The 23495-nt window shown below is 66.7% G+C and carries 25 protein-coding genes; 9 read left to right on the top strand and 16 right to left on the bottom strand.

Annotated elements, in window-relative coordinates; translation table 11 throughout:
- Positions 1 to 66: 66 nt before the first annotated feature.
- Positions 67 to 846: a DUF3313 family protein gene (locus ABJO18_RS00125; RefSeq protein WP_348508758.1), complete on the top strand. Its 780-nt coding sequence runs from the start codon at positions 67 to 69 to the stop codon at positions 844 to 846.
- Here the strand turns inward: ABJO18_RS00125 and ABJO18_RS00120 are convergent.
- The 3 genes from ABJO18_RS00120 to ABJO18_RS00110 are packed head-to-tail and all read right to left on the bottom strand — an operon-like array spanning position 843 to position 3765.
- Complete coding sequence (locus ABJO18_RS00120; protein WP_348508759.1) at positions 843 to 2129, bottom strand: HlyC/CorC family transporter; 1287 nt, start codon at positions 2127 to 2129, stop codon at positions 843 to 845. The genes ABJO18_RS00125 and ABJO18_RS00120 overlap by 4 nt on opposite strands.
- A complete protein-coding gene (aroB, locus tag ABJO18_RS00115; RefSeq protein ID WP_348508760.1) occupies positions 2126 to 3229 on the bottom strand; it encodes a 3-dehydroquinate synthase in 1104 nt (367 codons plus the stop codon). Before aroB ends, ABJO18_RS00120 begins: the two co-directional genes overlap by 4 nt.
- Positions 3226 to 3765, bottom strand: coding sequence for a shikimate kinase (locus ABJO18_RS00110; protein ID WP_348508761.1), 540 nt, complete (start codon positions 3763 to 3765; stop codon positions 3226 to 3228). Before ABJO18_RS00110 ends, aroB begins: the two co-directional genes overlap by 4 nt.
- A gap of 107 nt (positions 3766 to 3872) precedes the next feature.
- Between ABJO18_RS00110 and ABJO18_RS00105 the strand changes: the two genes are divergently transcribed.
- From ABJO18_RS00105 to ABJO18_RS00090, 4 genes are all read left to right on the top strand, one after another.
- Positions 3873 to 4013 (top strand): hypothetical protein, encoded by a 141-nt coding sequence (locus tag ABJO18_RS00105; protein ID WP_271186448.1) that lies wholly within the window; start codon positions 3873 to 3875, stop codon positions 4011 to 4013.
- Positions 3982 to 5628 (top strand): hypothetical protein, encoded by a 1647-nt coding sequence (locus tag ABJO18_RS00100; protein ID WP_348508762.1) that lies wholly within the window; start codon positions 3982 to 3984, stop codon positions 5626 to 5628. Before ABJO18_RS00105 ends, ABJO18_RS00100 begins: the two co-directional genes overlap by 32 nt.
- A complete protein-coding gene (locus tag ABJO18_RS00095; RefSeq protein ID WP_348508763.1) occupies positions 5625 to 6560 on the top strand; it encodes a site-specific tyrosine recombinase XerD in 936 nt (311 codons plus the stop codon). The genes ABJO18_RS00100 and ABJO18_RS00095 overlap by 4 nt, the downstream gene beginning before the upstream one ends.
- A 102-nt stretch (positions 6561 to 6662) precedes the next feature.
- Complete coding sequence (locus ABJO18_RS00090; protein ID WP_348508764.1) at positions 6663 to 7643, top strand: acetyl-CoA carboxylase carboxyltransferase subunit alpha; 981 nt, start codon at positions 6663 to 6665, stop codon at positions 7641 to 7643.
- Here ABJO18_RS00090 and ABJO18_RS00085 read toward each other — a convergent pair.
- Entirely contained in the window at positions 7640 to 9052 is a 1413-nt protein-coding gene (locus ABJO18_RS00085; protein WP_348508765.1) for a cytochrome P450, read from the bottom strand. The two genes, ABJO18_RS00090 and ABJO18_RS00085, sit on opposite strands and share 4 nt — an antisense overlap.
- A 57-nt stretch (positions 9053 to 9109) precedes the next feature.
- Entirely contained in the window at positions 9110 to 9730 is a 621-nt protein-coding gene (locus tag ABJO18_RS00080; RefSeq protein ID WP_348508766.1) for a helix-turn-helix transcriptional regulator, read from the bottom strand.
- Positions 9731 to 10202: 472 nt separating this feature from the next.
- Between ABJO18_RS00080 and ABJO18_RS00075 the strand changes: the two genes are divergently transcribed.
- Complete coding sequence (locus tag ABJO18_RS00075) at positions 10203 to 10559, top strand: DUF952 domain-containing protein (protein ID WP_348508767.1); 357 nt, start codon at positions 10203 to 10205, stop codon at positions 10557 to 10559.
- Positions 10559 to 11590 carry a quinone-dependent dihydroorotate dehydrogenase gene (locus ABJO18_RS00070; protein ID WP_348508768.1) on the top strand — a complete coding sequence of 344 codons (1032 nt, stop codon included), beginning with the start codon at positions 10559 to 10561 and terminating at the stop codon, positions 11588 to 11590. The genes ABJO18_RS00075 and ABJO18_RS00070 overlap by 1 nt, the downstream gene beginning before the upstream one ends.
- On the opposite strand, the gene ABJO18_RS00065 is transcribed toward ABJO18_RS00070, so the two are convergent.
- From ABJO18_RS00065 to ABJO18_RS00015, 11 genes are all read right to left on the bottom strand, one after another.
- The gene (locus ABJO18_RS00065) at positions 11542 to 12909 is read right to left on the bottom strand and encodes an MATE family efflux transporter (RefSeq protein ID WP_348508769.1); all 1368 of its coding nucleotides are present in this window, start codon (positions 12907 to 12909) and stop codon (positions 11542 to 11544) included. The two genes, ABJO18_RS00070 and ABJO18_RS00065, sit on opposite strands and share 49 nt — an antisense overlap.
- 96 nt (positions 12910 to 13005) lie before the next feature.
- Positions 13006 to 13329, bottom strand: a complete 324-nt coding sequence (locus ABJO18_RS00060) for a UrcA family protein (protein WP_348508770.1) — start codon at positions 13327 to 13329, stop codon at positions 13006 to 13008.
- A 118-nt stretch (positions 13330 to 13447) separates the two neighbouring features.
- A complete protein-coding gene (locus tag ABJO18_RS00055) occupies positions 13448 to 13780 on the bottom strand; it encodes a UrcA family protein (protein WP_348508771.1) in 333 nt (110 codons plus the stop codon).
- A gap of 215 nt (positions 13781 to 13995) precedes the next feature.
- Positions 13996 to 14331 carry a UrcA family protein gene (locus ABJO18_RS00050; protein WP_348508772.1) on the bottom strand — a complete coding sequence of 112 codons (336 nt, stop codon included), beginning with the start codon at positions 14329 to 14331 and terminating at the stop codon, positions 13996 to 13998.
- 220 nt (positions 14332 to 14551) lie between these two features.
- On the bottom strand, positions 14552 to 14872 hold the full coding sequence (locus ABJO18_RS00045) for a UrcA family protein (RefSeq protein ID WP_348508773.1): 321 nt from the start codon (positions 14870 to 14872) through the stop codon (positions 14552 to 14554).
- Positions 14873 to 15065: 193 nt separating this feature from the next.
- Positions 15066 to 15497: a PaaI family thioesterase gene (locus tag ABJO18_RS00040; RefSeq protein WP_271186461.1), complete on the bottom strand. Its 432-nt coding sequence runs from the start codon at positions 15495 to 15497 to the stop codon at positions 15066 to 15068.
- Complete coding sequence (locus ABJO18_RS00035; RefSeq protein ID WP_348515678.1) at positions 15494 to 15982, bottom strand: PaaI family thioesterase; 489 nt, start codon at positions 15980 to 15982, stop codon at positions 15494 to 15496. The genes ABJO18_RS00040 and ABJO18_RS00035 overlap by 4 nt, the downstream gene beginning before the upstream one ends.
- 96 nt (positions 15983 to 16078) lie before the next feature.
- Positions 16079 to 16909, bottom strand: a complete 831-nt coding sequence (locus tag ABJO18_RS00030; protein ID WP_348507330.1) for a hypothetical protein — start codon at positions 16907 to 16909, stop codon at positions 16079 to 16081.
- Between the two features lie 73 nt (positions 16910 to 16982).
- Complete coding sequence (locus ABJO18_RS00025; protein WP_348507331.1) at positions 16983 to 17288, bottom strand: DUF6460 domain-containing protein; 306 nt, start codon at positions 17286 to 17288, stop codon at positions 16983 to 16985.
- 65 nt (positions 17289 to 17353) lie between these two features.
- Complete coding sequence (locus tag ABJO18_RS00020; protein ID WP_348507332.1) at positions 17354 to 18184, bottom strand: mechanosensitive ion channel domain-containing protein; 831 nt, start codon at positions 18182 to 18184, stop codon at positions 17354 to 17356.
- Between the two features lie 95 nt (positions 18185 to 18279).
- Complete coding sequence (locus tag ABJO18_RS00015) at positions 18280 to 19224, bottom strand: hypothetical protein (RefSeq protein WP_348507333.1); 945 nt, start codon at positions 19222 to 19224, stop codon at positions 18280 to 18282.
- Between the two features lie 328 nt (positions 19225 to 19552).
- On the opposite strand from ABJO18_RS00015, the gene ABJO18_RS00010 reads away from it, so the two are divergent.
- Both ABJO18_RS00010 and pdeM read left to right on the top strand, forming a co-directional pair.
- Positions 19553 to 22033 (top strand): ligase-associated DNA damage response DEXH box helicase, encoded by a 2481-nt coding sequence (locus ABJO18_RS00010; protein WP_348507334.1) that lies wholly within the window; start codon positions 19553 to 19555, stop codon positions 22031 to 22033.
- Positions 22034 to 22262: 229 nt separating this feature from the next.
- Positions 22263 to 22973: a ligase-associated DNA damage response endonuclease PdeM gene (gene pdeM / locus ABJO18_RS00005; protein WP_348507335.1), complete on the top strand. Its 711-nt coding sequence runs from the start codon at positions 22263 to 22265 to the stop codon at positions 22971 to 22973.
- The last annotated feature ends 522 nt before the right edge of the window (positions 22974 to 23495 follow it).

Raw genomic sequence — 23495 nt, 5'->3', positions numbered from 1 at the left:
GTTGAAACGACACAAGGGCGCGCTAGCTTGCCTGCCGGTAACCGGCAATAGCGAGGCGTCCTCTCCATGCGCATGTCCCAAGCGGTTCTTCCTGCAATCGGCGGGCTGGCATTCTTGCTGGCCGGCTGCAGCACGGCTTTTGAAACCCCGACCACCCTGTCGAACGACGCCCAGCTTGTGCCGGGCGAACGCCGCCTGGTGCCGGTGATGGAATATGCCGACGGTGAAGCGCTGGCCGGGCTGTCGGCGCTGCACCTGCCGCTGGTGGAAATCGCGCCCGGAGCCGAGGTCGATGACGATCTGGACAGTGCGCGCCTCGATCGCCTGCGCGCAGTCCTCTCCAAGGAAATCTGCCAGCGTTTCGCGCGCGGCGGCTTCTCCGTGCTGCCGGAACCGGAAGAGGGCGCCGCAACGGCACGTTTGAGTGCAGCTGTGACGGGGCTGCGTCGCAATAATGTTGCAACGACGGGGCTGTCACGGGTGATCGGCACAGCAGTACCGGGGCCGCTCAATCCGCGCGTTCCGATCGGCATCGGCGCGCTGGGGGCAGAGGGCGAAATCCTCACCGAGGACGGAACCCAGCTCGCCGCGATCCGCTGGGCGTCCCAGAACCACCTCGCCTCCGGCGGCGGTTTCACAACCGTGCTCGACGGCCCCGCGGCCTTCGGCGATCTGGCCGACGCCAACGAGCTCGCCAGCATCTTCGCCGACGCCTTCGGCGATCTGGTCGTTGAGGCAAGGGCCGGCTATGAGGTCAGCGAAGGCGAGACGCCGCGCGGCACGTGCGACGCCTATTTCGACCAGATCGGCCAGGATGAAGACGATGCTGCGGAGGCCGCCGGTTAAAGCGCGTCCAGCTCGTCCGGGCTCACCGAAACCCGTAGCCTGGTGATCTGGTTACGGCGGCGTTCGACGACTTCAAAGCGCGCGCCGTGGAACTGGAAGACCTGACCGCGTTCGGGGATCGTCTGGGCCTCGTGGATCACAAGGCCGGCAATGGTGACGGCTTCCTCGTCGGGAAGCTCCCAGTCCAGCGCCCGGTTGAGATCGCGGATCGGCACCGCCCCGTCGACCAGCCAGGAGCCGTTCTCATTGTCCGGCTGGATGCCCTCGACGGCGATATCATGCTCGTCCTCGATGGCGCCGACGATCTCCTCGAGAATATCCTCCAGCGTCACCAGACCCATCAGCGCGCCATACTCGTCGACGACCAAGGCAAAGTGCTCGCGCTTTTCGCGGAAGGCGTTGAGCTGGTCGAGCACTTCGGTGGTTTCCGGCACGAACCAGGGTTCGCGGCGCAGCGCATCGATATCGATCACCGACGCATCGCCATCGGCCTCGTGCAGGGCGCGGGCAATGTCGCGCACATGCAGGATGCCGACGATATTCTCGGTGTCCTCGCGATAGAGGGGCAGGCGGGTGTGCGGGCTGTGCAGCGCCTCGGTAACGATCTCTTCCGGCTTCTTGTCGGCATCGATCATCACGATCGACTTGCGGTGCACCATGATGTCGTCGACCGTCAGCTCGCGCAGGTCGAGCACGCCGCCCAGCATGTCGCGGTCATCCTTCACCACGCCGCCTTCCTCATGGTGCAGGGCGATGGCGCCGCGCAACTCGTCATGGGCGGACAGGACCGGGCCTTCCACATTGGCACCGAAAATGCGCAGCGTGCCGCGCACCACGACCTGAACGGCCCGTACCACCGGCGCGAAGACTTTCACCGCCAGCAGGATCGGCCGCGCCACGGTGAGCGCGAAACGGTCCGGATTGGACAGGGCGTAGGTCTTGGGCAGGACCTCCGCGAAGATCAGCACCGTGAAGGTCATGATCAGCGTGGCCCACAGCACCGAATTGCCGCCCAGCAGGTCCTCGAACAGCTGGCCGGCAATCATCGAGGCGGCGATATTCACCAGATTGTTGCCCAGCAGGATCGAGCCGAGCAGGCTTTCCCCGTCACCGATCAGCTTGTTGACCACGGCCGCGCCGGGATGCTTGTCGCGCTCCATCTGCAGCATGCGGGCCCGCGAGGTCGCGGTCAGCGAGGTTTCGGATCCGGAAAAGAAGGCGGACAGGCACAGAAGGCCGATAATCATCAGCACCGGGCCGATCAGGGTCCAGTCGAGGCTCATGAGAGCTGGGTCTCCACAAAGCGTTGCAGGTCGGTCTCGTCGGTATCTCGGTCGATGAAGGCCTCGCCGATACCGCGCGCCAGGACGAGGGCGATACGCCCGTCCCGGTTCTTCTTGTCATCGCGCATGCGGTCGATCAAGCGTTCCGCATCCCAGCCTGTATGGGCCAGCGTTTGCGGACTGTCGGGCAGGCCGGCTGCGCGCAGGTGCGCCCGTACGCGTTCGGCATCCCCGGCCGGGCAAAGCCCCTTGTGCACCGAGAAGCCGAAGGCCAGCGCGAGGCCCGCGGCGACGGCTTCTCCATGGCGGATCCTGTCCTTGGGCGCTTCGGCCTCGAAGGCATGGCCGAAAGTATGGCCGAGATTGAGCAGGGCGCGGGCACCGGCCTCGCGCTCGTCCTCGGCGACAATGCGCGCCTTGAACGCCACGGCCGCCGCCACGGCTTCACTCAATGTCTCACCGTCGAGGGCTGTCTCGCCGGCGGCCTCCAGCCGGTCGAACAGCGGGCGGTCGCCGATCAGGGCGGCCTTGACGATCTCGGCATAGCCGGCGCGGCGTTCGCGCAGGGGCAGGCTGGCCAGCAGGTCGGCATCGGCGATCACCAGGCGGGGCTGGTGGAAGGTGCCGACGAAATTCTTGCCATGGCTGGTATTGATGCCGGTCTTGCCGCCGACCGAGCTGTCGACCTGCGAGAGCAGCGTTGTGGGGATCTGGATGAAGTCGACGCCGCGCTTGGCAATGGAGGCGGCGAAGCCGGTGAGGTCGCCGATCACGCCGCCGCCCAGCGCGATGACCGCCTCGGAGCGTTCGATATTGCGGTCGAGCAGCGTGTCCACGAGGTGTTGCAGGCCGGCCCAGCTCTTTGTCGTCTCGCCCGGTTCCAGCACGATCGGATCGGCGCGCAGCCCGGCGCCTTCCAGCCAGTCGGACACGGTTTTCAGGTGCAGGCCCGCAACCGTGCGGTCGGTCACCAGGATGGCGCGGCCACGCGGGAAATGCGCGGCAAGCCTCGATTGCGCGGCCCTCAGCGCGCCCGCCCCGACCAGCACGTCATAGCTGCGCGCGCCCAGCCCGACGGAGACGGAAAGTATGTCGCTCACGCCTCGGCCTCCCGGGCTTCCAGTGCCTGCATGATCAGGTCCAGTGTCGTCTGATGCGATCCGGCGGATGCATCGACATGGATGTCCGCCTCTGCATACGCGGGTGTGCGGGCTTCGAGCAAGCGTTGCAGAACGCTGTGCGGGTCCTGATCCCGCAATAGCGGACGGGTATCGCGCCGGGAGACGCGTTTGACCAGCGTGTCGACATCGGCCTGAAGCCAGACCGACACGCCTTTCTCCTTGATGCGCGCACGCGTCTCCGGATCGACAAAGGCGCCGCCGCCCAGGGCGATCACCATCGGCGGCTCGTCCAGCAGACGGGCGATCACCTTGCGTTCGCCATCGCGGAAGGCGGCCTCGCCGAAATCGTCGAAGATCTCGGAAACCGAACGCCCGGCGGCGCGTTCGACTTCCTCATCGGCATCCCGGAATTTCAGGCCAAGCGCCTTGGCCAGCCGGCGGCCGACCGTGGTCTTGCCGACCCCCATCAGGCCGATCAGCACGATGGGACGATCCGTTTCGAGAGTTCGCGTCATGCCTAGCGGTATAAACGGTCTGGAAATCGCCGCAATCACGGTTAGGCTCCGCACGGAGGTCCGGTGCAGCCGATCGCACCGGTTTCAAACGTCATGGAGTAGGGCGAATGCGGGGTTTCCTGATTGGAGTGCTGGTTGTCGGCGTGCTGGTTCTGGCCGGCTTCGGGACGCTGGCCGTGATCGCGAATGGGCTGGAACCCACCCGGGAGAGTGTACGTGTCGAGTTGGAAGACAATTTCCCGCGCTAGCCTGCTGGCAGCGCTGCTGGGCGGCACCGCCCTGGCTCAGGATCCGATCGAGGTGGAGCGCCTGGACGCGCTCGATCCGCTGGAAGTCGGCCTGCCCGGCGCTGCGATGAGCAACCGCCTGTGGGCGGGCACCGACCGCGCGATGGCGCAGGCCGTCCTGTCGCGGCTGCCGGCCGCTGAAGGCGACGGCTATGCTAGCGAAACCCTGGCCGAGATTGCCCGCTCTGTTCTGGTATCCGGCGGCCGTCCGCCCGCCGGCGGGCGCGGCGATGCCGCGCTTGCGGCATTGCGGATCGACCGGTTGCTCGCTGCGGCCGGTGCTGACGACACGTTCGACCTGCTTGAACGTACACCGGGCGTGAACCGCACGCCGGCCCTGGCGCGCTGGCATGCCGAGCTGGCTTTTGCCACCGGCAATGCCGAACGCGCCTGCCGCACGGCCGACGCGATGACGCAGGGCCGCGAAGATGCCTACTGGCTGCGGGTACGGGCCTATTGCCTGGCGCTCGACGGTCGGGACGGTGCGGCCGAGCTGACGGCCGAACTCGCACGCAGCCAGGAACCGGATGCCGGTTTCGAGGCGCGCCTGTTCGCCATCATGCTCGACACGCCGCTGGATGCGGATGCGCCCGCAGCCGACAATGGTCTGGAATGGGCGATGAGCCGGGCTCTTCATACGCCGGGCGAACCGGTGCCGGCCGTCGACCAGACCGCGCCGTCCTGGCTGCGCGACGTCGCCCATCACGGCATGGAGCGACGCTCGTCCTCCAGCGAGGATCCGATGGCGCTGTTTGTCGCTGCCGGTTCGATGGACGGCATGGAGCGCCACCACGCGCTCGAGGAGATCATCGCCCAGGGTTATGATCGCGAGCTGGCTGGCCAGGCGCTCGGGCTGATGCTGGCGGATACGGGCGGCGGTGCCCGCTTTGTCCATGTCGCACGCCATCACGGCCGCGAAATCGAAACCGTGCCGATCACGCGCGTGACGCTGGAACATGGCTACGAGATCGCCCTGGCCGCGCTGCTGGTCGGCGAGACCGGTCTGGCACGTGAATGGCGCGATGCGCTGGTCAATGGTCCCGCCCGTCCGCAGCCTGCGCCGGGTTTTGCTCCGGCCGGTCCCGACATGGACGGCAAGCCGTCTGCCGCTGGTGAGCCCGCGCCGATGTCGCTGCCGCCGCAACCGGAATGGGTACCGCCCAGCCCGCGCCGCATGGTCGCGCTGGACATGGCCATCGCGATTGCCGGCGATGATCTGCGCGGTGGCACCTATGAGGCCGTGCAGGCGGCCTGGTTCGAGTCCCATGGCCCCGCCGTGGCGGCCGACATGCTGGCTCTGACGCGTCTGGGGGCGCCGATGCCCGAAGGCTTGCGCCCGATGCTTCTGGCACAGGAAGCGGCGGCGGCGCCGGCCGGTCTGGCGGCCATGGATGCTGCCGTGCGGGCCGATGCGCGCGGTGAGGCGGCCTTGCTGGCTATCTCTGTCCTGGCCGATCCGGCTGCGGCCGGAAATGCCGATGCGACGGCGCGGGCGATTGCCGCGCTCGATGCGGCGGGATTGCGCCGGGCGGCCTTGTCGGTCTTGCTGGAACGGGTTGTCAGGTCGGCCCTGTGAGCGCCAACCGGGACATCGCGCTTTTCCTGGACATGATGGCCGCAGAACGCGGTGCTGCATTTAATACGCTGGAGGCCTATCGCCGCGATCTCGACGATATCGCGGGCCGGCTGGCAGCCCGCGGCACGGCTCTGTCTGACGCCTCGACGGCAGATCTTGAAGCCATGCTGGCAGGGCTCGCCTCGGACGGGCTGTCGGCCTCCACTGCGGCGCGCCGCCTGTCGGCGATGAAGCGCTTTTACCGCTTTCTCCTGTCCGACGGACGCCGGACCGACGATCCGGCCGCGGCGCTCAAAGGGCCGAAGAAGGGCCGCAGCCTGCCCAAGGTGCTCAGCGAGGCAGATGTCGACGCGCTGTTCGATGCGGCCGGCCGTATCGAGGGCGCGAATGGTGTGCGTACCCGCGCGCTGATGGAAATCCTCTATGCCGGCGGTCTGCGGGTCAGCGAGCTGGTCTCGCTGCCGCTCAACGCCTTCGTGCGGGCCGAGCGCTGTATCCATGTCACCGGCAAGGGCGGCCGCGAGCGCCTCGTTCCCCTGACACCGAACGCGCTGGAAGCCGTTGACGCCTACAGGGCGGTGCGCGAGACGCATCTGCCGCCCGATGCGGGCCGTGCCAAGCGGGCGCAGCGCTTTCTCTTTCCGTCCCGGACCGCAAAGAGCGGCCATATGACCCGCGAGCGTTTCGCCCAGATTCTCGGCGATCTGGCTGTTGCGGCCGGGCTCGATCCGGCGAAAGTATCGCCGCACGTGCTGCGTCACGCCTTTGCCACGCACCTCCTGGCGCGCGGGGCCGATCTGCGCAGTGTGCAGATGCTGCTGGGGCATGCGGATGTGTCGACGACACAGATCTACACGCACGTCCTGGACGAGCGGCTGAAGACGCTGGTGCAGACGGCGCACCCGCTGGCACGCGGCTCCGGCGGCGATTGACGGGATTGACGTATGCGTAAGCACGGTCACGAAGGCTTGTGACCATGTCGCTAGCTGGCTAGGTTGCCGGCTCCTTTTTGCGTTCACAGGCGTTGGCAGGGCATGTCCGACCCCACACGTACCTATCTCGATTTCGAGCGGCCGCTGGCCGAACTGGAAGCCAAGATCGAAGAGCTGGAGTCGCTGGCCGGATCCTCCGGCGAGGATTCGCCCGACACGGCGGAAGAGACGGCGCGCCTGCGTCACAAGGCGAATGAACAGCTCGCCGCGCTCTATTCCAAGCTCGACCCCTGGCGCAAGACGCAGGTGGCCCGGCATCCGGAACGCCCGCATTTCCGCGATTACCGCAAGGCGCTGATCGAGGATTTCGAGGAGTTGTGCGGTGACCGCCGCTTCTCCGAGGACGCGGCCATTGTCGGCGGTCTCGGCCGTTTCCGCGGCCGTTCGGTCGTGGTGATCGGTCACGAGAAGGGTCACGACACCGAAACCCGCATCAAGCACAATTTCGGCATGGCGCGCCCGGAAGGCTATCGCAAGGCGATCCGCCTGATGGACATGGCGGAGAAGTTCGACCTGCCGGTGCTGACCTTCGTCGACACGGCCGGTGCCTATCCGGGCCTCGGTGCGGAAGAGCGCGGCCAGTCCGAGGCGATTGCCCGTTCGACCGAGCGCTGCATCAATCTCGGCACACCGCTGATCTCCACTATCACCGGTGAGGGCGGGTCCGGCGGCGCGGTGGCGCTGGCCTCCGGCAATGTCGTGATGATGCTGGAACACTCGATCTATTCGGTGATCTCGCCGGAAGGCTGCGCCTCGATCCTGTGGAAGGATTCGGCGCGGGCCAGGGATGCGGCCGTTGCCATGAAGGTGACAGCGCCGGACCTGCTGGAGCTGAAGATCGTCGACGAGGTGATTCCCGAGCCGATCGGTGGCGCACACCGTCACCCGGCGGAGATCATGCGCGCTGTCGGCAATGCGATCGAGAAACACCTGATCGCGCTCGACGGGCTGTCGCCGGAAGCCCTGCGCAAGCAGCGCCGCGAACGCTTCCTCGCCATCGGCCGCATGGAGAATGGCGGCTAGTTCTCCGCCGTCTCCATCGATCGCCGGCTGACCCGCATCGGAACCTCATTGTCCGGCTGCAGGGTGATGCGCATGACGGGGCGTGGATCGCGCGGACCGTCGAATTCGAAGCGAACGCGCCGCAACAGGCAGGCGAGCACGATCACCATTTCCATCATCGCGAAACGCGCGCCGATACATACCCGCGGGCCCAGGCCGAAGGGCAGGTAGGCGTCGCGCGGGATCGCCTTGCCGGCCTCGCCCAGGAAGCGCTCGGGCCGGAAGCTGTCGGGCTCGGCCCAGATATCGCGCTGGCGATGCAGCAGCCAAGTCGAGACGAGGACGTCGGTCTTGGCGGGCACCGGCAGGCCGGCGACGATATCCCACTCCCGTGAGGTGCGCGCCAGCATCGGGGCGGACGGATAGAGGCGCAGGCTTTCCTTGATGACAGCCTCGGTCCAGGGCAGCGCCTGCGACCATGTCGCCGGATCGGTATCGTCCAGCGCAGCCGCGTCGATCTCCGCCTCCAGCCGGTCGCGCACATCGGGCGCGCGCGACAGCAGATAGAGCGTCCAGGCCAGCGAGCGGGCGGTCGTCTCGTGTCCGGCGGCGAGGAAGGTGAGCAGGTTGTCCGTCACCGCCGTGTCGTCCAGGCCCGCGCCCAGCAGCAGGTCGAGGAAGTCCGGCGCGCGGCCGCTTTCCTCGGGCGAGAGGGCAGTGCGGCGCTGCGCGGCGACGCCGGAGACCTGGCGCCGCAGATCGGCGATCACCCGCCGCGACTTGCCCTGGCCGATCCGCGGGATCCAGCCGGGCAGGTGCGCGAGATCGAACGGATGGGGAATGCCGCTGATCTCCAGCAATTGGTGGATGCCCGCCGTGAAGCGCGCCTTGTCCAGCGCCTCGTCGCCGGAGAACAGGGTCTCGATCAGCACGTCCAGCGTCAGGTCGACCATGGCGTCGGAGACCGGGATGGTGCGCCCGTCGATCGCTTCGAACGCCGCCGCGGCGTCTTCGCAGACCTGCCGGATCTGCGGCGCGAAAGCGTTGACCTTGCGCGGGGTGAAGACCGGCGAGACCGCCTTGCGCGCCTTGCTCCAGGTCTCGCCCTCGGCGGTCAGCAGCCCGTCGCGCAGGAAGGGTTTCAGCACGGCCTGGCGCAGCGGGTTCATGGTGAAGTTGTCCGACCGCGTGACGAAGCAGTGATGGATGGCGTCCGGATCGTTGACGATCAGGCTGGAGCGCCCGAGGAAGCGGAAGGGTGCCAGCCGGATCGAGAAATGGTGCTCGCCCCACACTTCCAGCGGATTGCGGCGCATCGCCCGGAAATAGATCCAGTAGTCCGACGGGCGCAGCTTGCCGACGCCGCTATAGACGGCATAGGGCGGTTTGGGCGGCTGGAAGACCTGGTTCATCGCGTTCTCGCCTGACATTTTTCTCAATCTAGTGCGGCAGGCGCGCGCCGCCCATGCGCGAAAGGTCGCGGCTTGCTACTGGCTGGCCCAGACGATGCGCGCCATCCAGTCCAGTTCGGCCAGGGCCAGCTTGCGGTCCGGACGGGCGGGGTTGAGGGCGTGCAGGGTCAGCGCCTGGACAGTCTGGACGCCCAGCCTCCAGGCACAGATCGCCCCGCTGCGCTCACGCACCACGACGCGGTCGCCTTCGCGGGGTGGATTGTCGGGTGTGACAACCAGGCGGTCACCGGCCCGATAGACCGGTTCCATGTCGTCGCCCTCGACGGTCAGCGCATAGGCCTTGTCAAACGCCAGACCGGGGAAGGGGATGCGCGCCCAGCCCTCGCCCCGGGGTAGGCCGCCAGCGTCGAAAGCGCCCGCACTGTCAGCCAGGCTGTGGGTTCTCAGATTGTCCGCCCGCGACCGGCCGGCCACCAGATCGGCAAAGCCGGAGAAGTCCATATGGGCGGCGGCGAGGGCCTTGGCGAGGCTCTCGGTCGAGGGCCAGCGTGGTTTCTCTCCGTCACGTGAAAAGCGCTTGGAGGGGTTGAAAGTGGTGGAGTCCAGCCCGGCGCGGCGCGCCAGCCCGGACGGGCTGGTCTGGGCGTGGGCCGCCAGGCGGTCGATCCCCCGCCAGATCTCTTCGTGCGTGAACATGGCCCGAGTTTAGTGCGGCGAGCGGATTTGGGAAAACGCGAAGCGGCTTGCAACCGGAGAGCGCCTGCCCGGATTGATATGCGCGTATAAAGTGCATTATATGGCATATGTGCGCAATCCGGGTGCTCAGGAGTGCTGATTGTGGATCGGTTTGAAGGTGAAAGCAGCAGCGCCGGGGCCAGCGGCGCGCTCGGGGAGGATGGGCCGCCCCGACCGAGGCGAGAGGGCCTCGCCTTCAGATTGGAGTGATGTGATGTGGTCTATCCCACTTAGCATCACCTTGGAAATGAAAAAGACCCGGACCAGCTGGTCAATCCGGATCCGGGTCCTATTCATGATCTAAGGAAAGCGGGCGGGCCGTGAGGCTCGTCCGCACTCCAACAACCAATATAGCGCCGGGCTTGTGGATCGCAACATGCTGGCCGGGCACACACCCTTGCCACGTCTGGCGGGCAGGGCTACCCCGTCTGACATGACACCGAAAACCGCATACCGACTCGCCGTGCCCGAACGCTGGGCCGCCGTCATGATGGAGGGCGCCTTTTCCGGCGATCCGCACGACGTCGCTGACGGTTTCATCCACCTGTCCGCTGCGGACCAGGTCGAGGGGACGCTGGTCAAGCATTACAACGAGCATGAGCGTCTGCTCCTCGTCGAGATCGACCTGGAAGCACTCGGCGATACGGTGAAATGGGAGACGTCGCGCGGCGGCGCACTCTTCCCGCATGTCTATGGCGATATCCCGGCCAGTGCGGTGCGGGGCCTGCGCCATGTGCGCCGCAATGACGAGGGCGACTGGGTGCTGCCCGCCGATCTGGAGCGAGACTGATGCTGCACGACAGGGCGACACACTGGCTGAAAGGACTGGATCCGGAGCGTGCCCACAAGCTGGGCATTCTCGGCCTCAAGGCCGGGCTGGGACCGCGACAGCGCGGCGCGGACGATCCGCGTCTGGCGACGCGCCTTGCGGGAATCGATCTGCCCAATCCGGTCGGTCTTGCGGCCGGTTTCGACAAGAATGCCGAAGCGCCGGACGCACTGCTCGCCATGGGGTTCGGTTTTGTAGAATGCGGCGCCGTCACGCCGCGGCCGCAGGATGGCAAGCCGCGCCCGCGCATTTTCCGGCTTGAGGATGACGAGGCGGTGATCAACCGCATGGGCTTTCCCAATCAGGGGCTGGCCCGCTTTCGCAGCAATTTTGTCCGCCGTGCCCGCCGGGACGGGGTGGTCGGCGTCAATATCGGCGCCAATCTCGACAGCGAGGACCGCATTCCCGACTATGTGACCTGTCTGGAGGCGCTGCAGGGGCTGGCGCAGTTCTTCACGGTCAATGTCTCCTCGCCCAACACGCCCGGCCTGCGCACGCTGCAGTCGTCCGGCGCGCTGGACGATCTTCTGCATGCGGTGGCGGCCGTCGGCAGCTCGGCGCCGGTCTTCCTGAAAGTGGCGCCGGATATCGACGACAGCGAGGCCGGTGTGATGGTCGAAGCGGTTGTCCGGCATGGTCTTGACGGCGTGATCGTCTCGAACACCTCCATCCTGCGTCCGGAAAGCCTGAAAAGCGCGAATATGGGCGAGGCTGGCGGATTGTCGGGACCGCCGATCTTCGAGCGCTCGACGCAGCTGGTGCGGTTGTTCCGTGAGGCGGCAGGACCCGATCTGGCAATCATCGGCGTGGGCGGCGTCGACAGTGCCGATGCGGCCTATGCCAAGATCCGCGCCGGCGCCAACGCGATCCAGCTCTATACCGGCCTCGTCTATCACGGGCCCGGCCTGGTGCAGCAGATCAAGACCGGCCTGGTCGAGCGGCTTCAGGCCGACGGTTTCGCTTCGGTGTCCGAGGCTGTCGGCGCGGGCTGAAGCCGGCGCTCCAGCGCCGGATAGGCGGCGGCCAGTGCGGCGCCGCGCGCCACGTAGAAGATCAGGAAAGCGGCCCAGACGCCGTGATTGGCAAACATCGGCGACAGGATTGCATCGGCGGCCAGGTAGACGGCAACGGCAGCCAGACCGGCATTGCGCAGAATCTTGCCGCTTGTCGTGCCGATGAATACGCCGTCCATCAGCCAGGCGCCGGCGCCCAGGAAGGGCACGATGGCACACCAGGGCAGATAGGCCTGGGCGGCGGCGCGTGTATCGGCATCCTCGATCACCAGCGTCAGCGCATCGGCGCCGAACAGGAAGGTCAACACCGCGAAGACCGCGCCGGCCGCGAACATGGGTTCGCCGGTCAGGCGCACGGCCCGGCGCAGGGCGGGCAGGGATTTGCGCCCGAAGGCACGCCCGGCCTCGGCTTCGGCCACGAAGGCGAAGGCATCCAGCACGAAGGCCCACAGCGAGATGATCTGCAGGAGCACGTGATTGCCGGCCAGCGGCGCCGTGCCCTGGCGGGCGCCGGCATTGGCGAACCAGGTAAAGCCGATCACCAGCGACCAGGTGCGGATCATCAGATTGATATTGACCTGGAACATCTCGCGCAGCGCGCCCGTCTCCATCAGCCGGGCACGGTCGGTTGCGCCCTCGGCCCAGCCGCCCTGCTGCCGCAGCGCCAGCGCCACGAAGATCAGGCCCACGACAAGGCCGACCCATTCTGCGATCGCCGTCGCGGCGCCGACGCCCCCGGGACCATAGCCAAGGTCCAGGACGAACCAGAGGTCCAGTCCGATATTGGTCAGCGAGAAGACGACATAGAGGGCCAGTGTGGCGCCGTTGCGGCCCAGCCCGATCAGCCAGCCGGACAGTGCGAAGGCGCCCAGGGCCGCTGGCGCGCCCCAGGCGCGGGCGAGCAGGTAGTGCGCGCCTTTCTCCTCGACATCGGCCGTGCCCTGGAGAACGGCGAAACCGCCCCAGGCAATCAGGTCGCGCAGGATGAAGAGTGCGAAACCCAGCAGGCCCGCGATGGCGAAAGCCCGTATCAGGATGCGCTGGGTTTCCGCCGTATCGCCAGCGCCGTCGGCCTGGGCGGTCAGCCCGGTCGTGCCCATGCGCAGGAAATAGAAGCTCCAGTAGAAGACCGAGAAGATCGCGCCGCCCAGCGCCACCCCGCCCAGATCGGCAGTCTCGCCGGACAGGCCGAGAACGAAGGTGTCGGTCACGCCGGCCAGCGGCACGGCCGCATTGGCAAAGACCAGCGGCCAGGCGCGTTTGAGAACATCGGTGCGGGTGAGGGGCGCGATCGACATGCCGGGCACCTAACGTGTTTCCGGCGCGAGGGGAAATGTCTTTCGCGGGAGATGGGCGTTGCCCGGCCGGGAGGGGCCGGGCAACGAACGGGTCGCCTAGTGTTCGGAGCTGGCGACCTGGTTTTCGGCTGCGGCCAGGGTGGTGACGCCGCGGCGGGCGTCCAGCTGGGCCATGGCGTGTTCGGTGGTGGCCTCGATACAGTCCCGCAGCGTGTAGGCGCGCAGCAGGTCGGACATGACCTGTTGGCGGCAGACCTGTTCGGCGGCTTCGCCGATGCGGGTTTCGATCCGGGCGAGGCGGGCGGCATCATTCAGGTCGGCGTCGGTGACCTCAATGGCGATGCCGTTGACCGGCTGCGACGCAAAAGCGGCGGGCGCTGCGAGGGTGATGGCAAGGGCGGCGATGGCGATGCGGGTCATGAGGAAACTCCAGTCGGGATAGCGCTATGCGCAATTGAATGGGGTTGATGAGCTTACATTATTGCGCCCAAGGCGATTGTCCACGGCGATGTGGCGAAAAATGATGCAGCGCAGCAATTCAATAATGCATGAGCGCTTGGTCGCTGCGGGGTATCGTGGGTTCGGCCTGGTCGGCGGCTCTCAGCGCTTCGAGCTGGTTCATGGCCTGTGCTGTCGTGGCCTCGATGCAGTCATGCAGGGTGTAGGCCCGCAGCAGGTCGCCGATGACATATTCGCGGCACACGCGCCTTGCTGCGTCGCGGATTTGCGATTGCAGGGCGGGCAGTCTGTCCGGATCGGCGAGCTCGCGTCGATCGAGTTCGATCTCGATGGACGGGGGTGGTGCGAGGGCGTGCGACGCGGGAGCACAAAGCAGGGTCAGCGCCATTGCGGTCGGGGAAAATCTGGGCATTGAGGTCTCCGTGACAAAGTCATTCAAATTTGAATGCTGACAGAGGCTATCTGGGACAGAGAAAAATTTAATCCAGAGCGGGGTGGGTCTCTCGGGTGTTGGTTATATATACAAATTTGTATTTACGTGCGTCGGGCGACGGTATCCCGTTCTTGTTTGTCTTTCGCCCAACGATGGATCGCGCAAGTCCGGTACAATGCCCAGCGCAGGACGGGCTACCGGTTGTCAACGGCTTCCGCCAGCATTCGGTCGCTGGAACGCGGCGCCAGCTCGGCGATCGGATAACCCAGCTGCATCTCGACATTTTCGCGGGCGTTGCGCTCGCACTGCTTCTCGCGTGTGAAGGCCGCAAGCGTCCGGTGACCGCGCGTATTGCAGACCGCGCGGATCTCGCGTTCCAGACGGTCGCGCAGGGCCGAGCGGTTCTCGGGGTCGGCGAGTTCGCGGGCCTGGAAAGAAACGACGGTGGTCGGCGCTTCGCTTTCCTGCGCCTGGGCTGCAGCGGTAGCAATGAGCGCTGCCGATGCTGAAATGAGTGTGCGAACAACCATGATGGGAGCCTCCCTTGGGGCGGCTGGCTCACCCGTTGTGAACCGCATGCCGCAGGAGGATGGTCGCAATTCTCGTCTGACGGTGGTGTGACCTGCACCCTAAAACGGTGAAAGCTCGTGTTCACAAACTGTCGTCGCGGTAATGCGCAGGTCTGCCGGGGCTTGCAGGCGGAGAGGAGAAAGCGGACCGCATGCAGCGGCCCGCTTTCCGCAAACAGGATCAGTTGGTGGATGTTTCGGCCGATGCGGGACGCAGGGCCGGCTCGCCGGCCTTGGCGCGAACCGAAGCCAGGGCGTCCGCGACGGTTTCGGCTTCGCAGCGGCGTTCGGCCTGGCGGTCGGACAGGCGGCGCGAGTCCAGTTCGCAGACCTGTTCAGCAGCATCGGCGATACGGGCTTCGAGCTCCCGGATGCCTTCCGGGCGGGTCAGGTCGCGGACGTCATAGCGGATCTCGACGGTACGGGTATCGTTGGCGAAAGCCGGGGCGGCAGGGGCGGCAGGGGCGGTCAGTAGGGCGGCGGCGAGCAGAGCGCGGATCATGTGGGGTCTCCAGGACGGGTCGGTTCGGGGCCAGGCGCAGGCGATTGCCGGCGCGGCGTCCTCTTCGCGTACCTGCGTCTCAGGGGCGTGACAGATCGCACCTCACGCGTGCAGGCCCGCCATGCGGAAGCGCTGTGCCGCTTGACATGGCGCCGTCATCGAAACCTGTCTTGCGTGTCGGGATGTTTCTGCGTCAGCGCTGGACTGGTGCGGGATCGCTGCTTTCCGGCGTGATCAGGAAATGACCGTGCAGGGTGGCGACCGGTGCGTCGGTGCGGCCCTGCCACGCTTCCGCCCGGACATTCGCGACCCGGCGTCCCGATCGAGCGACGATCGCCCGGGCATAGACGTCCTGGGCCCGCGCTGGACGCAGGTAGTCGATGGCGACGTCGATCGGCTTGGGCAGCTTTTGCAGCGGCTGGCTGAGCAGCAGCGAGCCCGAGGCCACGATCTCCAGAAACGCCCCCACAGCGCCGCCATGCAGTGCCGGGATCAGTGGATTGCCCACCAGGTCATTGTCGAAGGGCAGGACACCGGTCAGCTCGGTCCCCTTCACTTCCAGGCGTACGCCGAAACGGGCGACGTAGGGCGCTGTCATCAGCGTGTCGAGCAGGGCGCGGCTCACAGCGGGTGCTCCCCGCGCATGGCTTTCATGGCGCGTTCCTGGGCGGCCTTGGAAGCACGGGTGATCATGAAGGCTGCCTGGGCGATGGCGACCGGATCGTCGATGTCGCCGTCATGGGCGGTGGCGCGCACAAAGGCGACAAGCCCGTGCGACTTCAGGCATTCGGCCTCGGCGTGGATGTCCTGTCCCGGTTTGGCGGGGCGCATATAGTCGATCCGCAGGTCCAGCGTCGCCGGCGTATCCTTGGCACCCAGCCCGCCGAAGGCGGCCATGCCGCACACATGGTCCAGGAGGGCGGTGATGACACCGCCATGCAGCGTACCCGTCTCCGGGTCGCCGATCAGGGCTTCGCTGTAGGGGGCGCTCATCGCGGCCTTGCCCGGCGTCAGCCGGTCGATGCGGAAGCCCAGCGCCACAGCGTGGGGAGACCCGTCCACGATCAGCGGGGCGATCGTGTCGAGACGGTGCTGAATATCGTCGTCCATGGCGGTTCCGTATCCGGTTTATCCGGTGATACGGCAGGGGCGTCCGGTCTGCCAGACTTGTTTTCAGGACAGGATCGCGTGAGATCGGGGGTGTCGTCAGCGTCGCATGCGCTTGTCGACGACCTGTTCCAGACCGGTCACGACGGGTTCGCGCAGCGGATTGCCGTCTTCCGCCATCCGCGTCAGCTGCGCCAGCGCGGCCCGGTGCATGTTGGCAACCTCGGCCTCGACAAAGGTGTAGTCGCGGATATGGGAGATGAAACGCTGCAGCGACCGGCCGACCCGAACAGCAAGCGGATCGCCGCTCAGCTGGGTCTCGTTGACCAGCGCAACGGCGGCGGCGCGGGCTGCGGCCATCGGCGTTGTCAGGCCCGCATCGACATCGGCGGTGCGCTTGTAGCTGGGGCCTGCGGCATGGCGTTTGCGGCGCCGGCGGTCCGGTCCGTTGAAGCGCGGCGAGGCCACGAATTCGCGCGGTGTCTCGTAGAGCGAGCGGATACGCGTCTGCAGCGTGATCGGGGCGATGGGCGTGATGATGAACTCGGTGACGCCGACATCGCGCGCCATCTCGATCTCGCGGCGCGAACGCGGCTGCGAGACCATGATGATCGGCGTCCGGCGGTATACGGCGCTCTCGCTCTCGCGGATCCGGCGCACCAGGCGGAGCCGGTCTTCCGATGCCTCTTCCTGATCGTTCCAGTCGGCGACGATCATGCTGGGCAGGCTCTGGTCCATCACGGTCAGGGCGCTGTCGGCACAGCGCGCGACAAGCACATCCTGCGAGCCGGCCTCGCGCATCAGCGAGATCAGGATGGAGCGCAGGAACGGGTTGGACTGCAGCAGGAGCGGCCGTCCCCTGGAGGGCGGCGCGGCCGGTTCGCTCGACGTCATGTCGATGCCGAGAATATCGTGGGCTGCAGCGTTCATGCGCCCGGTCTTAGCAACTCAATATTGCCAAGTCGCAAAGCAAACCGGTTAACAGGGGATTGATTTCAGGGCGCTATTCGCGACCGAGCGTGCGCAGAAGGCGGAACACGATCCAGATCGGGATCACCAGAACGGCGCCAAGCAGGAAGTATTCGATGGCCCAGCCGGCGCTTTCCGTGATGAAGCGGATGAAGCGGTCCCAGCTCTCGGCCAGCGTGCCGAAGAAATCGACCCACAGATCGCGCGGATTGACGTTGAGCGCGGCCAGCAGGAAGCCGGCGAGAACGCACAGGAAGACCAGGCGCAGGATGTCTGCGGTGGACATTCTGACGAGGCGCTGCACGAAGCTGCGGCGCTGCGGTGTCGAATTCTCGCTCATGGGCTCACTCTACGTCCAAATGGGGCGCAATCGGGGCCGCTTTGACCCCGATTGCAAAAGACCGGTCAGTCTTTCTTCTCGACATTGACCTGGTGCGGATAGGGGATGGAAATGCCGTTCTTGTCGAAGGCTTCCTTGACGCTCTTCATGGCGTCGAAATGTACACCCCAGTAATCGCCGGTATCGACCCAGACCCGCGTGACGATATCCACCGAGGACGAGCCGTGGGCTGCGACCGCGGTGAAGATTTCCGGATCCTTGTGGATGCGCGCATCGGCGCCCAGCGTCGACTTGATCACGTCCATCGCCTTGTCGATATCGTCGGAATAATCGATCGAGAAGGTGAAATCGACGCGCCGGGTCGGGTTGGCGGAGTAGTTCGTGATGATATCGCCCCAGGCCTGGCCGTTGGGGATGATGATCTTCTTGTTGTCGCCCGTTGCCAGCACGGTGGTGAAGAGGTTGACGTCCTTCACGGTGCCGGACACGCCGGCCACTTCCACCCAGTCGCCGATGGAGTAGGGGCGGAAGGCGATGATCATCACGCCGGCGGCGATGTTCGACAGCGTGCCCTGCAGGGCAAAGCCGATGGCCAGGGTGATCGCACCGAGCGCGGCGACCAGGCTGGCCGTCTGCACGCCGAAGCGCGCCAGCACGGCGATACCCACCACGGCGATGACGGCATAGTAGGCGATCGAGGAGAAGAAACCGGCCAGCGTTGCGTCCATGCGGCTGGACCGTTCGACGGCCTTGCGCACGCCGCCCTTCACCATGCCGGCCACGATGAAGCCGATGATCAGGATCAGGATGGCCAGAACAAGGTTCGTGCCGGCGGCGATGGCCCGCTCGGCGAGAACCGCCATGGTTTCCGGATTGAGGAATTCTTCGACGTTCATGCTCTCGCTCTCCGCTTGCAGGTCGTCCCGTATTCGCTCCTACCACCCTTGGGGGAAGAGGGGAATGCGGTTGCAGCGGGGCGGGCGCTCGCGGATCAGCTGGCGGCGACGACGGCGGTCGAGGCGGCCACGGCGGCGATCATCGCCGCCTGGGCGGCGAGGATGGCGGCCAGGTCGCGCGCTGCGGCGATCGGCGCGGTCTCTCCGGTCTGGGCCTGGGCGAGGCGCATGGCGAGTTTCGCCGCGACATCGCCGGACGGTTTCGGCTTCAGCGCGCGCACGGCTTCGAAACTGGCGACAAGGGCGTCGGCCGTGGCGCGGCCATCGCCATGAGCGGCCAGCACCGCCAGCCCGGTCTTGCCCACGCCATGACGCAGGGCCGAGCGGCCCCGCACAGCGGTGTTCAGCGTGGTCCAGGCCGGGGCAATGGCGGCCGGGTTGAAGTCGAAAAAGGCGATCTCGCAGGCGGCGGCCTCGGCATGGCTTTTCGGTACACCGGCGGTACGCAGGGCCTGGCGGGCCGTGTCGAGCCGTTCCAGCGCCTCGTGCGGCATCTCGCCCATGGCGGCAAAGATGGCCGCGACCATTTCCTCTCGCGCACTGTCGCGGCGCCACCAGGGCGCGGCGATGGCTTCGAGGATGTCGTAGAAGGCGTCGACATGGTGCGGCAGGCCACCAGCAGACACCAGGGCCAGCGCCGCGCAGGAACCGCCATGATTGAGGCCGCGCCCGCCGCGTTCCTTGCGGCGGCGGTTCAGCGCGCTGCGCGTGTCGAAAAAGTGCGGCGCCGTACGGCCGGCCGCGGCCAGGGCCGCTGCGAAGACGAGGCGCATCGATTTTCCGGGCTCTTTCCAGGCCCCAAGACCCGCATCGAGCTCGTCGCGGATGGCGATGGATCGGGAGACGAGGAATTCCGGCGGCGCGTCGCTCGACAGGCCCGAGAGGGCCGCAAAGCGCGCATACATGCGTTCGCCGCGGCGCGCATGGTCGCGGAAGGCGCTGTCCAGCGCCACAAAACGATCGATGACGGAAGCCGTCATGGTCCCAATTCCCTCGCTGCCCTACTCTACGCCTGCAAGCATGGCGAAAACGGGGCAGGCTTTGCAGAGGGACGCTGTTTGCGCCTGTCCCCCGTTCGTTCCGCCTCGCGGCTCGCGCGGGCGTCTGCAATGCGCTAGATCATCGATCCAGGAATCCGACGCCTCATATACCGTCATCCCGGCGAAAGCCGGGACCCAGGTCTCAAAGCTGGATCGGGCCAGGTTTGGCTCAAGCCAGCCTTGCGAACTGGGCCCTGACTTTCGTCAGGGTGACGGTTTGGGTGGTCGGCCGCATACACTTTGTCGCCCGAAGCGCCAGCGAACCCTCATGCCCGATACGCAAGGTCCCGCCCTCCTGCCGCCCCGTTTCGCCGACTGGTTCGCCAGCCGCGGCTGGGCGGCGCGTGCGCACCAGCTGGAGATGATCGCCGCCGCGCAGGCCGGCGAGGATGCGCTGCTGATCGCGCCCACCGGTGGCGGCAAGACGCTGGGCGGTTTCCTGCCCAGCTTGATCGAGCTGGCGGAGATCGTGTCCGAGCGGCCCGGCAAGCAGCGCCCGCATCGGCTGCACACGCTCTATATCTCGCCGCTGAAGGCGCTCTCGGTCGACGTGGCGCGCAATCTCATGACACCGGTCAGCGAGATGGGGCTGGATATCCGCATCGAGACGCGTACCGGCGACACCTCGCCGTCCAAACGTCAGCGCCAGCGCGCCCACCCGCCGGACATACTGCTTACCACGCCGGAACAGCTCGCCCTGTTCTGCGCCACGGCGAATGCCGAGGCTTTCTTCCGCGACCTCAAACGCATCGTCATCGACGAGATCCACGCCATCGCACCGCAAAAGCGCGGCGACCTGCTGAGCCTTGGCCTCGCCGCGATTGCGCAATGGGCACCGGATGTGCGGCGGGCCGGACTGTCCGCGACGGTGGCCGACGAGGGCGGGCTGGCCCGCTGGCTGACGCCGCAGATGGGAGAGGATGCCCGCTTTGCCCGCATCGTGCGCGGCCAGGCCGGTGCGCGGCCGCAGGTGGAGATCCTCGATCCCGGCGAGCGCATCCCCTGGGCCGGCCATTCCGGCCGCCACGCCATGGCCGACGTCTATCAGCGTATCAAGGCCGCGAAGATGGCGCTGGTTTTCGTCAATACCCGCTCCCAGGCCGAGATGACCTTCCAGGAACTCTGGAACATCAATACCGACAACCTGCCCATCGCCCTGCATCACGGCTCGCTCTCGCCGGAACAGCGCCGCAAGGTCGAGGCGGCGATGTCGGCGGGCAAGCTCAAGGCGGTGGTGTGCACCTCGACGCTCGATCTGGGTATCGACTGGGGCGATGTCGATCTCGTCGTCCAGATGGGCGCGCCGAAAGGCTCCTCGCGCCTGATCCAGCGTCTGGGCCGCTCCAATCACCGGCTCGACGCGCCCTCGAAAGCCCTGCTGGCGCCGACCAACCGGTTCGAGCATCTGGAATGCCAGGCCGCTGCCGAGGCCGTCACGGCGAATGCGCTCGATGGCGAGCCCTTGAAGGCCGGCGCGCTGGATGTACTGGCCCAGCACATCATGGGCCGCGGCTGTGGCGAACCTTTCGACGAAGACGAACTCTATGACGAGATCCGCAGCGCGGCGCCCTATGCCGAACTCGACCGCGAGACCTTCGACAAACTGCTCGATTTCACCGCCACGGGCGGCTACGCGCTGAAGACCTATGAACGCTTCCGCCGTCTCATCAGGCGCAAGGACGGCCGCTGGGGCGTGCGCACGCCCCAGATCGCCCAGCGCCACCGGCTCAATGTCGGCACCATTGTCGAGGCGCCGATGCTCGATGTGGTCGTTTCCTCGAAGGGGCGGGGCGGTTTCAGGCTGGGCCAGATCGAGGAATGGTTCCTGGAACAGCTCGTGCCCGGCGACACCTTCCTCTTCGCCGGCCAGGTGCTGCGCTTCGAGGGCATCGAGGAGATGACCGCCCGCGTCACCCGCTCCAGCGATACCGATCCGCGCATCCCCTCCTATCAGGGCGGCAAGTTTCCGCTCTCCACCTATCTCGCCGCCCGGGTGCGCGACATGGTGCAGGACCCGGCCAAATGGCACGCCCTGCCGGAGCAGGTGCGCGACTGGCTGGAGCTGCAGAAGCGGCGCTCGCGCCTGCCCCGGGCCGACGGCCTGCTGGTGGAAACCTTCCCGCGTTCGGCGCGCTTCTATCTCGTCTGCTACCCGTTCGAGGGGCGTCTGGCGCACCAGACGCTGGGCATGCTCTTGACCCGCCGGCTCGAGCGCATGCGGATGCGGCCCATGGGCTTCGTCGCCAATGAATACGCGCTCTCGGTCTGGGGGCTGCGCGACATGTCCGGGGTCGATCTCGACGCGCTCTTCGCCGAGGACATGATGGGCGATGATCTCGACGCTTGGCTGGCGGAAAGCCAGCTGATGATGCGCACTTTCCGCAATTGCGCCGTCATTGCCGGCCTGATCGAGCGCCGCTTTCCCGGCCAGGAGAAGACCGGCCGCCAGGTCACCATCTCCACCGACCTGATCTACAATGTGCTGCGCGAGCACGAGCCAGACCACATCCTGCTCAAGGCCGCCTGGGCCGATGCCGGCACCGGCCTCCTGGACATCCACCGTCTCGGCACGGCGCTGGCCCGTGTCCAGGGTCATATCGAACATGTCGATCTCGACCGCATCTCCCCGCTCGCCGTGCCCGTCATGCTCGAGATCGGCAAGGAACCGGTCTATGGCGAGGGCCATGAAAGCATCCTGGAAGATGTCTCGTCCGAAGACCTGATCGCGGAGGCGATGCGGCTTGATTGAGTGTGGTTTGTTCTCGCGCGGCGGTGTCTCCCCCCTCATCCGCCCCTCCGGGGCACCGTCTCCCCGGGGAGAAGGGATAACCCCGGTGCGAGGGACATGTACCTTCGGTACGTGTCCCTGGGACAAGCGAAATCCTGACGTCTGGCGCCGGGGCTGGTCATTCCGGGACACGTACCGAAGGTACATGTCCCGCTTCCACCGTCGTGAAGTCTGAGAAATAACCGGAGCCATGAGCGCGCCACTGCATCCCCCGGCCGACATGTTAAAAACCGCCATCGCCGGCACCCCTGTCCTCGCCGATCCGGCGGGCCTGCTCGCCGTGCCGGGGGGCGGCATTCTCGTTGCCTCGGATCTGCATTTCGAGAAGGGTTCGGCCTGGGCGGCCGGCGGCCAGCTGATGCCGCCCTACGACACCCGCGCCACGCTGAAGCGTCTGGCCGCCGGCATCGCCCGCCACGCCCCCTCCACCGTCATCGCCCTGGGCGACAGTTTCCACGATCTGCGTGCCGCCGGCCGCATGCACGCCGACGACTTAGCCGCACTCGCCGCACTGGTGGCGTCGGTGTCACGCTGGATCTGGATCGAGGGCAATCACGACCCCGCCCCGCCACCGCAATTCGGCGGCGAAGTCCACGAGACCGTCGAACTCGCCGGCCTCGTCTTCCGCCACGAGCCCACGGAGGGCGAGGCCAGAGGCGAAATCGCCGGCCACCTCCACCCCGCCGCCAAAATCCGCCGCAACGGCCGCGCGCTGAGACGCAGATGCTTCGCCACAGACGGTTCGAGGCTGGTGATGCCGGCTTTCGGCGCCTTCACCGGCGGGCTGAATGTCTGTGATGACGCCTTCGTCCGCTGTTTCGGGCGCGTGCCGGATGCGCTGGTGATGGGCCGGGAGAAGGTCTGGCCGGTGTCGGGCCGCAAGTGTGTGGGGGATGGGTGATCCCCTGGATGCCCAAATAGCCCTCCGTTTTTCCCGGCCGGAAGCCCGGCGAAAGCCGGGCGAAGTGACGGGATCTACGGGAAGCTCGTCGCTTGAAATGACGCACGGTCGGTCCCGGATCTGCAGCCCGCTTCCGCGGGCCTCCGTCCGGGAAAAATGGAGAGAGCGGTGAAAAGAGAGCGCAAACGCCACAACACGCACCGTCACCCTGACGAAAGTCAGGGCCCAGTTCATAGAGCGCGGTGGCCGCGGGATCGCACTTATCCCGCACATCGCCACCGCTCAGACCAAGCCCGCCTGGCGAGAATCTCCCTTTACGATCTGGGTCCTGACTTTCGTCAGGATGACGGTGCGTGGGGCGGGTCGGGAAACTTATCCCCACCCTCTCAACTGCGCGTAAGATCGTCAGCGGTTTCCGGGATGGGAGGCATGAGCTCAGTCCCTTGTGCCCGGGAGCGTGCGGAGCTCGTCCGCGCCTGGTGGGTGACAGCATCAGGCTCCGGCGTGGCCATCTGCGGGGAC

This window comes from Maricaulis sp., assembly GCF_039978735.1.
GTDB lineage: Bacteria > Pseudomonadota > Alphaproteobacteria > Caulobacterales > Maricaulaceae > Maricaulis.
Note: the sequence above shows the minus strand (reverse complement) of the source record. Positions and strands in the feature narration are given on the sequence as shown.

Bases quoted from the DNA above. Each gene is read 5' to 3' on its own strand.
- ABJO18_RS00125 (WP_348508758.1), top strand. From the start codon at position 67: ATGCGCATGTCCCAAGCGGTTCTTCCTGCAATCGGCGGGCTGGCATTC.
- ABJO18_RS00120 (WP_348508759.1), bottom strand. From the start codon at position 2,129: ATGAGCCTCGACTGGACCCTGATCGGCCCGGTGCTGATGATTATCGGC.
- ABJO18_RS00110 (WP_348508761.1), bottom strand. From the start codon at position 3,765: ATGACGCGAACTCTCGAAACGGATCGTCCCATCGTGCTGATCGGCCTG.
- ABJO18_RS00105 (WP_271186448.1), top strand. From the start codon at position 3,873: ATGCGGGGTTTCCTGATTGGAGTGCTGGTTGTCGGCGTGCTGGTTCTG.
- ABJO18_RS00090 (WP_348508764.1), top strand. From the start codon at position 6,663: ATGTCCGACCCCACACGTACCTATCTCGATTTCGAGCGGCCGCTGGCC.
- ABJO18_RS00085 (WP_348508765.1), bottom strand. From the start codon at position 9,052: ATGTCAGGCGAGAACGCGATGAACCAGGTCTTCCAGCCGCCCAAACCG.
- ABJO18_RS00080 (WP_348508766.1), bottom strand. From the start codon at position 9,730: ATGTTCACGCACGAAGAGATCTGGCGGGGGATCGACCGCCTGGCGGCC.
- ABJO18_RS00075 (WP_348508767.1), top strand. From the start codon at position 10,203: ATGACACCGAAAACCGCATACCGACTCGCCGTGCCCGAACGCTGGGCC.
- ABJO18_RS00070 (WP_348508768.1), top strand. From the start codon at position 10,559: ATGCTGCACGACAGGGCGACACACTGGCTGAAAGGACTGGATCCGGAG.
- ABJO18_RS00065 (WP_348508769.1), bottom strand. From the start codon at position 12,909: ATGTCGATCGCGCCCCTCACCCGCACCGATGTTCTCAAACGCGCCTGG.
- ABJO18_RS00060 (WP_348508770.1), bottom strand. From the start codon at position 13,329: ATGACCCGCATCGCCATCGCCGCCCTTGCCATCACCCTCGCAGCGCCC.
- ABJO18_RS00055 (WP_348508771.1), bottom strand. From the start codon at position 13,780: ATGCCCAGATTTTCCCCGACCGCAATGGCGCTGACCCTGCTTTGTGCT.
- ABJO18_RS00050 (WP_348508772.1), bottom strand. From the start codon at position 14,331: ATGGTTGTTCGCACACTCATTTCAGCATCGGCAGCGCTCATTGCTACC.
- ABJO18_RS00045 (WP_348508773.1), bottom strand. From the start codon at position 14,872: ATGATCCGCGCTCTGCTCGCCGCCGCCCTACTGACCGCCCCTGCCGCC.
- ABJO18_RS00035 (WP_348515678.1), bottom strand. From the start codon at position 15,982: ATGGACGACGATATTCAGCACCGTCTCGACACGATCGCCCCGCTGATC.
- ABJO18_RS00030 (WP_348507330.1), bottom strand. From the start codon at position 16,909: ATGAACGCTGCAGCCCACGATATTCTCGGCATCGACATGACGTCGAGC.
- ABJO18_RS00025 (WP_348507331.1), bottom strand. From the start codon at position 17,288: ATGAGCGAGAATTCGACACCGCAGCGCCGCAGCTTCGTGCAGCGCCTC.
- ABJO18_RS00020 (WP_348507332.1), bottom strand. From the start codon at position 18,184: ATGAACGTCGAAGAATTCCTCAATCCGGAAACCATGGCGGTTCTCGCC.
- ABJO18_RS00015 (WP_348507333.1), bottom strand. From the start codon at position 19,224: ATGACGGCTTCCGTCATCGATCGTTTTGTGGCGCTGGACAGCGCCTTC.
- ABJO18_RS00010 (WP_348507334.1), top strand. From the start codon at position 19,553: ATGCCCGATACGCAAGGTCCCGCCCTCCTGCCGCCCCGTTTCGCCGAC.
- pdeM (WP_348507335.1), top strand. From the start codon at position 22,263: ATGAGCGCGCCACTGCATCCCCCGGCCGACATGTTAAAAACCGCCATC.